The following is a 12,495-nucleotide window of genomic DNA, read 5'->3' as shown; positions in this document are numbered from 1 at the left end:
TGAAAAAGCTTTATAAATAAATGAGCCCGAACGTTTTGTTCGGGCTCATTTTATGATGATAATAATTTAATTTTCTAAAGTTCTGATTTGGCTTTTGAAACCGCAATTTCGTAGACATTGGCATGTTTCAGATATTTTGAACGCTCTCTTGAGGTTACAGATTCAAATTGATCATTTTTCAGAACAACTATGGGATCTTCGGCGTTTTCAATTTCAAAATTTGCCAGATATCTTTCATCCGGCGGAGATTGATTCAATTTTGCTTTAATTTTCTGCAACTCATCTGCGTACTGTTTAAAACCTTCGTCAGATGAATGTATAAATTTATATTCTGGTCCTGCATCAACAAAATAGTGCAGCTTTTTCTCAATTAAACCTGCTTCCTGAGTTTCAACAGGATTATCATTCCCATCTTTGAACGCTACTTCCATCAATTTCCCGTTATTTTCTTTTGCATAAAGTTCGGCAGCTTTAAAATCTGCAAAACCTGTATATAAAACTTCGTTTGCCAGTTCGTATCGGTTCAGTTTTTTGTCTTTGTTCGTTTCCATAATTATTTATTTAATTAGAATTTTAATTCAATTTTTTTGCCAAAACGGAACTAAAATATTGTTTGACCAAAATTTTATTAAAAATGTTATATTTGGAATCCTTTTATTTTAAAAATGAAAAAACTTATACTTACACTCAGCATCGCTGCTGTATTCCAAAGCGTGAATGCGCAGGAAATTACTTTAGACAAAATATATTCAGGTTATTACCGCGGAAAAGGAATTGCAGGAATTGCATCCATGAAAAACGGTGAAAATTATCTGGTCATTGAACAGGGCGGCATTGCAAAATACTCTTACAAAACCTCTCAGAAAGAAGGCAATTTGGTAGACGGAAATTTTGAAAGCTATGAGTTTTCTGATGATGAATCTAAAATTCTTTTACTAAAAGAAAGTCAGCCAATTTACAGACATTCTTTTTTAGGAAAATACGATATTAAGGATTTAAAATCAGGAAAACTAATGAGCCTGAATGAAGGAAAAGCCGTTCAGGAACCAAGATTTTCTCCTGATGCGACGAAAATTTCTTTCATTGTTGACAATAACTTGTTTTACCAGGATTTAAATTCAGGAAAAATCACTCAGATTACGCAACACGGCGTGAAAAATAAAGTATTGAATGGCTTGGCTGATTGGGTTTATGAAGAAGAATTCGGTCATGCAAGATTATATGAATGGACGAAAAATTCGGCAGATATTCTATTTGTAAAACTGGTTGAAACTGATGTTCCGGAAATCTATATTCCGATGTATGGAAAATCGCTTTATCCAACGGAAATGCGTTACAAATATCCAAAAGCCGGAGAAAAAAACTCAATTGCTACAGCGCATATTTATCAACTTTCTGACGGTAAAAAAACCAAAGTAAACCTAGACAGTTTTAAAAATTATTACATTCCGAATGTGATTCAAACTTCAAATCCGGATGAAATCGTTTTAATTACTTCTCAGAGAACTCAGAATGCATCGGATGTTTTAAAAGTAAATACCAAAACCGGACAGGCGACAAAATTGTTTACCGAAACCGATGAAAAGTGGATTGATACTGATAACGTAACTTTAGAATTCATGGAAGACAATTCTTTCCTTTGGGCTTCTGAAAGAGATGGTTTCAGACATTTGTACTGGTACGACAAAGATGGTAAACTGAAAAAACAAATTACAAAAGGAAACTGGGAAGTCACTGAATATTACGGATTTAATCCAAAAACAAAAGAAGTTTTCGTTCAGACAACTGAAAAAGGAAGCATCAATAAAGTCGTTTCTAAAATCAATATTCAAAACGGAAAATCTCAGTTGATTTCCAATGCTGAAGGAAACAACGCTGCAAATTTTAGCAAAAATTATAATTATTTCATTGAAACTTCTTCTACGGTTGCAAAACCTTACACTTTTGTTTTAAAAGATGGTAACGGAAAGCAGTTGAAAGAACTTCAGAACAACGAAGCTCAGCTTCAAAAATTGCAGCAGGATAATTTCACTGTAAAAGAATTCATCACGATTCCAAACGAAGCCGGAGATCAGATGAATGCATGGATTATTAAACCTAAAAACTTTGATAAAAACAAAAAATACCCTCTATTCATGTATCAATATTCCGGTCCGGGCTCACAGCAGGTTTCCAATTCGTGGGATAACGGAAATACATTCTGGTTTGAAATGCTGGCTCAAAAAGGTTACATCATTGCCTGTGTAGATGGTCGTGGAACAGGTTACAAAGGTGCGAAATTTAAAAAAGTTACTTACAAAAACTTAGGAAAATACGAAATCGAAGATCAGATCACTGCCGCAAAATGGTTTGGAAATCAATCGTATATCGACAAATCAAGAATCGGAATTTTCGGTTGGAGTTTTGGTGGATATATGGCGAGTTTAGCATTGACGAAAGGTGCTGATGTTTTCAAAACAGGGATTGCTGTCGCACCGGTGACGAACTGGAGATATTACGATTCTGTTTACACCGAAAGATTTTTACTGACTCCACAGGAAAATCCTGCAGGATATGATGACAATTCGCCTACAACTTATGCAAATCTGTTGAAAGGTAAATTCCTTTTAATCCACGGAACTGCTGATGACAACGTACATTTCCAGAATTCTATGGAGTTTTCTGAAGCTTTGATTCAAAACAAAAAACAGTTTGAATTTATGGCTTACCCGGATAAAAACCACGGAATTTATGGTGGCCAGACAAGACCGCAACTCTATCAGAAGATGACAGATTTTATTTTGGAGAATTTGTAGGGAGATGGAAATTGGAAGTTGGAAGATAAAAATTCCGAATCTCAGATTGAGGTTCGGAATTTTTATTTTTCTAAAAGATATTGTTTAATTTTTCTTTTAGCTTCTTCATGAGAATGCATTCTTCCATTTTTAATATCGTCAATCCCTCTCTCAATCGACTGCTTTTGAGCATCAGTTAAATGATCAGCCCAATCAGTTTCGACATTTGCTTTAGATTTTAACAGATCAATATAGTCATTAACCTGTCCAAAAAATTCTTTTGGAAGTGATCTCAGATTTTTTTCTATTTCTTCAATTGTAATATCCATGTCACTTAAATTTTACTCAAAGTTAATAAAATTCAAATATTGTTTTAAAAAAATTATATTTGTGAAATTGTAAAAAAATTATATTCATGAAAAGCAAACACCCAAAGGGACTTCCCTATTTATTCTTCACAGAAATGTGGGAACGTTTCGGATATTATCTGATTCTCGGAATTTTTGTACTCTACATGATCGACAGCGAGAAAGGCGGACTGGCTTTTGACGATAAAAGTGCTGATGATATTTTCGGAACTTTTATAGCATTAACCTATTTGACCCCATTTTTAGGTGGATTTTTGGCCGACAGAGTTTTAGGATATGTAAAAGCAATCTATATCGGAGGATTTCTAATGGGATTGGGCTATCTTGGGATTGGTCTTTTTAAAGAATTGCCTCTGTTTTACGCTTCTTTAGCACTAATCATCGTTGGAAACGGATTTTTTAAGCCAAGTATTTCGACTCTTCTGGGAAATTTATACAACGAAGAACCTTACAAAGCCAATAAAGATGCGGGTTACAACATTTTCTACATGGGAATCAACATCGGTGCATTTGTCTGTAATATCATCGCTGCCTTTATGCGAAATAAATATGGATGGGGACCGGCTTTTATGACGGCAGGAGTAGGGATGTTTGTTGGTTTAATAGTTTTTACCATCGGCAGACAACATATTCTTCAGGCAAACATTTTAAAACCTGCTCAGGATGGTGATACCAAAATTTCTGATGTTTTGGTGAAAGTATTTTTACCTGCAGTAATTTTTGGTTTGATTGGATGGTTTATTCCAAACAATATTTTCGGAAGTGACAGCACAGACGCATTTATTTTCGCCTGTGTTCCGGTGATTTATTTCTACGTAATGCTTTATGTAAAAGCCAATTCAGAAGACAAAAAACCTATTGGTGCATTACTGGCAATTTTTGCAGTAAGTTTAATGTTTTGGGCAGTTTTCAAACAAAACGGAACAGCATTGACCCGTTGGGCTAAAAATTACACAGACAGAACCATTCCTGCCCCACTCGAAAAACCGTTGGAATCAATTTATCTGGTTGATATAAAAGATTATAAAGATCAGGAAGTTTCGGTCTACGATAATCAGTATCAGGTGAAAAAGAATGAAGCTGGCGATGCGATCAAAGAACAGGGGAAAGATATCTACTTTAGAAATATTTCAGCGACAGAGAGAGCCAAACTTGAGGCAAATCCTGCACAACAAGTGAGTTTATACAATACAGAACTATTTCAGTCCATCAATCCGGGTTGGGTTATTTTACTGACTCCAGTTGTGGTTGCATTTTTCATGATGCTTCGCCGAAAAGGGAAAGAACCAAGCACGCCTTCAAAAATTGTTTTGGGACTTTTCATTTCAGCATTATCTTGCCTGGTCATGGTGGGAGCCGTATATGCGGGACAAAACGGTCTGGTAAAAGTTTCAGCTTTATGGCTCGTTGCAGCTTATGGTGTAATTACAGTCGGTGAACTTTGTCTTTCGCCTATGGGACTGTCTTTGGTATCAAAACTTTCTCCGCCAAGATTGACAGCATTAATGATGGGAGGATTTTTCCTTTCTACATCTATCGGGAACAAACTTTCGGGAGTTTTAGCCAGTTTCTGGTATGATTACGATAACAAAGCCAATTTCTTTATCGTTAATTTTGGATTGTTATTGTTAGCAACACTTTTAGGCTTATCCATTTTAAAAAGATTAAATAAAATAATGAAGGAAAAAGGAGTTAATTAAATTCTTATTCTCAATCAACATAACCTAAGCTGCAGATTCTTCTGCAGCTTTTTTGTTTAAAATAAAAATTAAAACTTGCCAAAAACCCAAAAAAAACTATATTTGTGGGTCTTAACAAAAATTTAACAAGTATATATGGATACAGCACAAAAGAAAGGTCATCCTAAAGGTCTTTACTTTCTATTTTTCACGGAAATGTGGGAGAGATTCAGCTATTATGGAATGAGAGCAATCTTCATTCTGTTTATGACCAAAGTATTACTGATGAAAGATGCGGACGCATCTGAAATATACGGAAGTTACACGGGATTAGTTTATTTGACACCACTTTTAGGAGGGTATCTATGTGATAAGTTTTTAGGAAACAGAAGAAGTATTGTTATTGGTGGTTTATTGATGGCAATCGGTCAGTTTTTTATGTTCTTCAGTGCATCTGCCGGTACGAATGGCGGAATCACTTTAATGTGGATAGGTCTTACTTCCATCATCATCGGAAATGGTTTTTTTAAACCGAATATCTCTACAATGGTAGGGCAGTTATATCCGGCAAATGACAGAAGGATTGACAGTGCGTTTACCATTTTTTATATGGGTATTAATCTGGGAGCATTTTTCTCTCCTTTGGTTTGTGGCTCTATGGATTTCAAATGGGGTTTCTTAGCTGCAGGTGTCGGAATGTTGCTTGGTTTGGTAGCATTTATTTTAGGTCAGAAAAAATATCTTATATCTGAAGAAGGAAAAGCGATTGGTTTGCCCGTTAAAAAACTTGATGCTAAAAGTATTGGTATGATTGTAGGTTCAATAGCAATCATATTTTTCATGTTGAACTTCAAACAGATGTTTAAAAGTGACATTGATATTATCAGCTACTTTATATACGGTGCTATGGTAGCAATGCCAATACTTATTTTAACTGATAAAAGTCTTACAAAAGTTGAGATGCAGAGAATAATGGTAGTTTTCATTTTGGCATTCTTCGTAATTTTCTTTTGGGGAGCTTTTGAGCAGGCTGGAGCATCACTTACTTTATTTGCAGACCGTCAGACAGAGAGAAGTCTTTTTGGCTGGGAAATGCCCGCTTCATATTTTCAATCTGTTAATCCTTTGGCTGTTATCGCTTTAGCTCCAATATTCTCACTGATTTGGGGATTTTTATACATTAGAAAACTGGAACCTTCTTCTCCTAAAAAGATGGCTTTAGGTTTAGCCTTAGTTGCTTTAGGATATGTCGTTATTGCAATTGCCGTGAAGGGACTTGGAATAGATGATAAAGTTTCAATGTGGTGGCTTATTTCACTTTATATAATCCACACAATGGGGGAACTGTGTTTATCCCCAATCGGATTATCAATGGTTTCAAAATTAGCACCACTAAGACTTTCATCTTTATTGATGGGAACATGGTTTCTTGCTAATGCTGCCGCAAACAAATTCGCAGGAACCCTGAGCGCCTTGATACCTCCCACTGCTGGTGCTGAAGCCACGACAGGTCCGGTTGTAAATCCATCAATTTTAGGTTATCAGATCACCAATCTTTATGAATTCTTTATGGTGTTCATTGTAATGACAGGTGCAGCCGCTGCAATCTTATTTGTAATAAGTTCTTGGCTACAAAAAATGATGCATAACGATAAGTTGGGTATGGCTGAAGAATTAGCTAAATAATTTTAAACAAATTTTAAATTATACAAAACCTCTGATTTTTCAGAGGTTTTTTTTACATTCGTAAGATGGAAATTTTCGAGGATATTTGTTTTAAATTTAATACCTGTTCTTCGATAAAAAATTCATGACCCACTGAGTCACAAATCAATTATCAATAATCATTCATCAATTATTACCCATGAACCTAACCATCGACGAAATCCAAAATTTCAAAGGAAAATACCCAAAACAAATCTGGTCACTCTTTTTCTCTGAAATGTGGGAAAGATTCTGCTTCTACGGAATGCGCGGAATGCTGGTTTTCTTTATGATTTCACAGCTCAATTTCCACGAAAAAGAAGCCAATCTTCAGTACGGTGCGACTCAGGCATTTGTATACGCATTTACATTTGTAGGTGGACTTTTCGCTGATAAAATTTTAGGGTTCAGAAAATCGCTGTTTTGGGGAGGACTTCTGATGATTGTCGGTAGTTTGATTCTAGCCGCAGATCCACATCAGTTTTTCTTTTTGGGAATCGCTTTCACAGTAGTTGGAACAGGTTTTTTCAAACCCAATATTTCCTCAATGGTTGGACAACTTTATAAACCAAACGACTCACGAGCCGATGCAGGTTTCTCTCTTTTTTATGCCGGAATAAACCTTGGTGCGTTGCTGGGTGGTTATTTATGCATCGCCATTGGAAAAGGTGAATTGTTCGGCAGCATTATTCCTGAAGGACTGAGATGGAATGTGGCTTTCGGTTTAGCAGCAATTGTGATGGTAATCAGTTTAATTAATTTCGTATTTACCCAGAGAAGTTTGGGAACAATTGGTTTAGAACCTGAATTGGTACAGCTTTCAATAAAGAAAAATGTTAAAAAGTTTGGCATCATTGCAATTCTTGCCTATTTATTTATGGCAAGAATGTTTATCAGATTTTTAGACAGCAGCATCTTTAAAGATGACGCTGTGAAAATTGTTTTAAGTCTAGTAGCTTTTACTGCATTATTTGCTGCAACATCTTATCTGATTTATTTGGGAGGGAAATTTTTAAAATATGCCGTCTATCTTATTTCTCTGGCATTAATCCCAGTCATCATGCTGATGGTTTCCGTTCCTGAATACACCGATTATTTTATGTGGACCGTGGGACCGCTGACATTGATTTATCTGTTTTACGAAATGTCAAAAGTAACTTCAGCAGAGAGAAATAAACTTTGGGCAGCTCTGATTTTTATTATATTTTCAATCCTTTTTTGGGGAATTTATGAGCAGAGCGGCGGCTCGCTGAGTATCTTTGCAGCAAAAAATTTAAATAAAGACCTTTTAGGTTTAGATCCTAATGGGGTTAATAATTCCGGAGGTGCTTTCTTTATCATTTTTCTTGCGCCTTTACTCGGATTGTTGTGGATCTGGATGAGCAAAAAGAAAATAGAGCCCAATACCATTATCAAATTCGGTCTTGGTTTTATATTTTTGGGCTTAGGATATTACGTTTTGTTTGCCACAAGATTATTTGCGGATTTGCAGGGAATTACTTCATTAAACTTCTTCACCTTAGCACTTTTAGTTATTACTTTAGGTGAATTATGCCTTTCCCCAATTGGTCTATCAATTATGACCAAACTTTCCACCAAAAATCTTCAGGGAATGATGATGGGAATGTGGTTTCTCGCCTCTGCCTACGGACAGTACGTTGCCGGAATAATCGGTGCTGGACTTGCTGATGCCAAAGAAGGCTCTACCAATCTTGATGCGCTCATCACGTATACCGAAGGCTACAAACAGCTCGGCCTCTACGCTGTGATTGCCGGAGTGGTACTGATTTTGATATCTCCGTGGGTGAAAAAACTGATGCAGGAAGTCCGCTAACGATTTAATTTTAAATTAATTATGAAAAAAATATTCGCTTTACTCTTCATTATTCAATCTGTTTTCGCCTTTTCTCAGGTAAAATGGATGACGATTGAAGAAGCACTTGAAGCCCAGAAAACACAACCCAAAAAAATACTCATCGACTTCTATGCAGACTGGTGCGGACCGTGTAAAATTATGGATAAAAAAACCTACGGAAACGCCGTGATATACGATATTCTCAACACGAGTTACTATCCTGTAAAATTCAATGCTGAGGATAGAAAAACGATAGAAGTTTACGGAAGGAAATTTTCAAATGAAAACACTTCTCAGAAAAGAGGAAGAAATTCACTTCACGAATTTACTCAGTTTATGAATGTGAATGCAGTTCCCACAACGGCTTTGTTGGATGAAACCGGTCGTCCGATTACCATGTTACAGGGCGAACTGACTGCCAAAGAGCTGGAGCCTTACCTTGTTTTCATTTCGGGAGATCTTCATAAAAAATTTAAAACTCAGGCTGAGTGGGAAGATTATCAGAAAAAATTTAAGTCTAAGATAAAAGAGTAGTTGGCGGATGGCGGATCGCTTTTAGCTTTTGGCTGTAAATTGCCACGAATTCACGAATTAAATTGTTTTGAAATGTTTCAAACTCATTCGTTTATTCGTGGCAATATTTTTAAAGAAACATTTTAAATTTAAATTGATTTTAGTTGACATCTTTGCAATTTCATTCAATTTAAAATCTGCTCTATCTGCATGATCTGCGAGAGAAGTAAAACAATCAAGCTTTCAATCGAAAGCTTTTTTTATTACTAAATTTTCCCGAAATTCGTGCTTCAAAAAATTCAGTTCTGACTTTAGAAACTCCCATAGAATTTGTAAAAGGAATCGGTTCCGAACGCGCCAAGCTCATCAAAAATGTGCTGGGAATTTCTGTTGTGGAAGATTTTCTGAACTTCTACCCTATCCGATACTTGGATAAAAGTAAAATCCTGACAGTTTCAATGCTTCAGGAAAGCAATATTGAAGTTCAGCTGAAAGGAAAAATAACATCTGTTCAGGAAATTCAGACGGGAAAAATTAAAAGACTTTCAGCAAGATTTAACGACCACACTGGAACGATGGATTTGGTTTGGTTTCAGTATTCAAAATGGCTGAAGGAGCAGATTCCTGTGAATAAAGAGATATTTATTTTCGGAAAAATTAATGCTTTCAACAACCAGTTTTCGATGCCCCATCCTGAAATTGAAGCTGAAGAAAACAAGGAAACTGAAACAAGATTAACTCCCATTTATCCAAGTTCCGAAAAACTCAGCAAGAGAGGTTTAAGTCAGAAATTCTTCCAAAATATTTTAAAAATTATCTGCAGAGAAATCCCCAATCTCATTCAGGAAAATCTTCCGGAATACATGATTCGGCACTATCATTTTTTATCGAGGCAACATACGTTTCTCAATATTCATTTCCCGAAAAATCAACAGCATCTTGACAAGGCAGATTCCCGTTTGAAGTTTGAAGAATCATTCTTTTTTCAACTGGGTTTTGGTTTAAAAAAAGCACATCACAAAACAAAATCACACGGAAATCCATTCCCGATCGTCGGTGATTATTTTACGGGATTTTACGAAAATCATCTTCCTTTTGAACTGACGAATGCGCAAAAAAGAGTTTTAAAGGAAATCAGGATTGATATGAAAAAGCCTATCCAAATGAACAGATTGTTGCAGGGCGACGTGGGTTCGGGAAAGACGATGGTTGCTTTGCTGACGATGCTGATTGCCATGGACAACGGTTTTCAAAGCTGTCTGATGTCTCCGACAGAAATTCTTGCCCAGCAACATTTTGCCGGAATAAAAGATTTATTGAAAGATACGGAAATCAAAGTCAGCATTCTAACGGGTTCTGTAAAGGCTTCTGCAAGAAAAATCATTCATGAAGAACTTGAAAACGGTGAACTTTCCATTTTAATTGGAACGCACGCTGTTTTGGAAGATAAAGTGAAATTTAAAAACCTTGGTTTAGCCATTATTGATGAACAACATCGGTTTGGAGTGGCTCAAAGGGCAAAACTTTGGGCAAAGAATAAAATTCCGCCACACATTCTGGTCATGACTGCAACGCCGATTCCACGGACTTTAGCGATGAGTTTTTATTCTGATCTGGATGTTTCTGTGATTGATGAAATGCCTGTCGGAAGAAAACCGATTATCACGGCTCACAGAAGAGAAAAAGATAGAGCTTACGTTTACAATTTCTGTCATGAAGAAATTCGGAAAGGCAGACAGATTTATTTCGTGTACCCATTAATCGAAGAATCTGAGACTTTGGATTACAAAAATCTCATGGAAGGTCTGGAAAGCGTGATGGATAACTTTTCAAACTACAACGTCACGATGCTTCACGGAAAAATGAAACCTGACGAAAAAGATGCAGCGATGAATTATTTCGCATCCGGAAAATCGCAGATTATGGTTGCTACAACGGTAATCGAAGTCGGTGTGAATGTTCCAAATGCTTCTGTGATGGTGATTGAAAGTTCGGAAAGATTCGGTTTGTCACAACTTCATCAGCTGAGAGGCCGCGTTGGAAGAGGTGGTGAACAGAGTTACTGCATCCTAATGACATCGGATAAATTGTCCTCAGACAGCCGAACGAGAATTAAAACCATGACCGAAACCAATGATGGGTTCAAAATTTCTGAAGTTGATATGCAATTGCGTGGTCCCGGTGATATTTTGGGAACTCAACAAAGCGGCGTGGTTGATTTTAAAAAGCTGGATTTGGTGAATGATTCGGCGATTATTAAAAATACCAAAAGTCTGGTTGAAAAAATTCTTGAAACCGATCCATTACTGTCGAGAAGCGAGCATCAGATTATTAAAAATTATTATCTGCAGTATTATAAGGGGAAGAATAAGTGGAGTAAGATTTCATAAAAACAATTAAAAATCCCTCCTTGTCTTTAAATCTCTCCTGCCGTCCCAGAGAGATAAAACCTTTATTTGAACATCCGAAAACTCATAGAAAAGCAGATAATTTCTAACAATTTTAACTCTTACATTCTTAAAATCCGTTTCGCGACCAATTTTTGGATGTTCTGCAAGTTGCTTTAGAGCTTTTATGAATAGTTTATTCAATTTAATACTGTAAGTTTTAGATTTATTATGATCAATCCAAAACTCCAGAATCTCTTTTCTTTCAGAATTCGCTTCTTTTGTCCAAACTATTTTTCTTGAAGCCATTTTTCAATCTCATTATTTGCTTCATCTTCTGTAAGAATTTCATCATTCTGAGCTTTTAAAAGTCTGGCTTTTTGCTCATCACTTAATTGAAAAACTGTGGTATCCTGCTCAAAATCTAAGAAACTTTTAAGTTCTTCTATAATGCGGGATTCTTTTAAATTTGCAATTCGATTTATTAAATCCAATTTCACTTCTGCTGCATTCATTTTCTTATAATTTATTCAAATTTACAAATTTTACAATAACATAATCAACATCTTATATCATTTTCTCCATCAGATAATCATCCATCACATATCCATTTCCAATATCAAAAACACCTTCATCATAGACTTTATAACCTTGTGATTCGTAGAATTTCTGAGCGGAATTGTATTTATTTACATTTAAAATAATTCTGTTATCGCCACTCTCTTTTACTTTTTCATTGAGAAATTCCAGAGTTTTTTTGCCTAAACCTTTTCCTTTGCTTTCAGGAACGAGATAGATTCTATGCAATTTTGTAGTCTTATTTTCATAATGATTTTCGTAGCCTAAAAATCCATCAAAAACATTTAAAACTTCATCAAAAACCAAGTAATAATGGTAATTTGGATTTTTTAAGTGGTCTGAAATTTCTGCTTCCGAATACATGGTTTCTAACATAAATTTCATCTGTTCTTGCGAAAGAATTTCGGCATACGCGTTTTCCCATGACCTTTTCGCCAAGTCCTGAATTAAGGGAATATCTCTTTCTGTTGCTTTGATTAGTTTCATATGATAAAGATAGATTTAAACACATTAGTCACAAAGATTTTAAATCAATCCTGAAAATATTTCAGAACACATTAGAGAGAAAATCAAAGATTTTCAAAACTCATGTGTTCTAAAATGTTTTCAAACAAGATAACTAAAAAACTGATGTGA

General features: G+C 35.7%; 11 protein-coding genes. 6 read left to right on the top strand and 5 right to left on the bottom strand.

Features of this window, described 5'->3' with window-relative positions; translation table 11 throughout:
* Positions 1 to 74: 74 nt before the first annotated feature.
* Complete coding sequence (locus AC2A1G_RS00575) at positions 75 to 551, bottom strand: hypothetical protein (protein ID WP_484045019.1); 477 nt, start codon at positions 549 to 551, stop codon at positions 75 to 77.
* Between the two features lie 114 nt (positions 552 to 665).
* On the opposite strand from AC2A1G_RS00575, the gene AC2A1G_RS00570 reads away from it, so the two are divergent.
* The gene (locus AC2A1G_RS00570; protein WP_484045018.1) at positions 666 to 2,795 is read left to right on the top strand and encodes a S9 family peptidase; all 2,130 of its coding nucleotides are present in this window, start codon (positions 666 to 668) and stop codon (positions 2,793 to 2,795) included.
* A gap of 62 nt (positions 2,796 to 2,857) precedes the next feature.
* On the opposite strand, the gene AC2A1G_RS00565 is transcribed toward AC2A1G_RS00570, so the two are convergent.
* On the bottom strand, positions 2,858 to 3,103 hold the full coding sequence (locus tag AC2A1G_RS00565; RefSeq protein WP_484045017.1) for a hypothetical protein: 246 nt from the start codon (positions 3,101 to 3,103) through the stop codon (positions 2,858 to 2,860).
* Between the two features lie 86 nt (positions 3,104 to 3,189).
* On the opposite strand from AC2A1G_RS00565, the gene AC2A1G_RS00560 reads away from it, so the two are divergent.
* The 5 genes from AC2A1G_RS00560 to recG all read left to right on the top strand — a co-directional run bounded on the left by AC2A1G_RS00560 (position 3,190) and on the right by recG (position 11,283).
* The gene (locus tag AC2A1G_RS00560) at positions 3,190 to 4,842 is read left to right on the top strand and encodes a peptide MFS transporter (protein ID WP_484045016.1); all 1,653 of its coding nucleotides are present in this window, start codon (positions 3,190 to 3,192) and stop codon (positions 4,840 to 4,842) included.
* A 135-nt stretch (positions 4,843 to 4,977) separates the two neighbouring features.
* Positions 4,978 to 6,507, top strand: coding sequence for a peptide MFS transporter (locus AC2A1G_RS00555; RefSeq protein ID WP_484045015.1), 1,530 nt, complete (start codon positions 4,978 to 4,980; stop codon positions 6,505 to 6,507).
* A 178-nt stretch (positions 6,508 to 6,685) separates the two neighbouring features.
* A complete protein-coding gene (locus AC2A1G_RS00550; RefSeq protein WP_484045014.1) occupies positions 6,686 to 8,359 on the top strand; it encodes a peptide MFS transporter in 1,674 nt (557 codons plus the stop codon).
* A 21-nt stretch (positions 8,360 to 8,380) separates the two neighbouring features.
* Positions 8,381 to 8,914 (top strand): thioredoxin family protein, encoded by a 534-nt coding sequence (locus AC2A1G_RS00545; RefSeq protein WP_484045013.1) that lies wholly within the window; start codon positions 8,381 to 8,383, stop codon positions 8,912 to 8,914.
* 260 nt (positions 8,915 to 9,174) lie between these two features.
* Positions 9,175 to 11,283, top strand: a complete 2,109-nt coding sequence (gene recG / locus AC2A1G_RS00540; RefSeq protein ID WP_484045489.1) for an ATP-dependent DNA helicase RecG — start codon at positions 9,175 to 9,177, stop codon at positions 11,281 to 11,283.
* A 6-nt stretch (positions 11,284 to 11,289) separates the two neighbouring features.
* Here recG and AC2A1G_RS00535 read toward each other — a convergent pair whose 3' ends face one another.
* From AC2A1G_RS00535 to AC2A1G_RS00525, 3 genes are read right to left on the bottom strand one after another with little or no spacing between them, the layout of a single operon-like run.
* Positions 11,290 to 11,589 carry a type II toxin-antitoxin system RelE/ParE family toxin gene (locus tag AC2A1G_RS00535; protein ID WP_484045012.1) on the bottom strand — a complete coding sequence of 100 codons (300 nt, stop codon included), beginning with the start codon at positions 11,587 to 11,589 and terminating at the stop codon, positions 11,290 to 11,292.
* Positions 11,571 to 11,795, bottom strand: coding sequence for a hypothetical protein (locus AC2A1G_RS00530; protein ID WP_484045011.1), 225 nt, complete (start codon positions 11,793 to 11,795; stop codon positions 11,571 to 11,573). Before AC2A1G_RS00530 ends, AC2A1G_RS00535 begins: the two co-directional genes overlap by 19 nt.
* A gap of 52 nt (positions 11,796 to 11,847) precedes the next feature.
* Positions 11,848 to 12,345 (bottom strand): GNAT family N-acetyltransferase, encoded by a 498-nt coding sequence (locus AC2A1G_RS00525; RefSeq protein ID WP_484045010.1) that lies wholly within the window; start codon positions 12,343 to 12,345, stop codon positions 11,848 to 11,850.
* Positions 12,346 to 12,495: the final 150 nt, after the last annotated feature.

Source organism: Chryseobacterium sp. HNCC26DJ240 (assembly GCF_057180485.1).
This window is presented reverse-complemented; position numbering and strand designations above follow the sequence as displayed.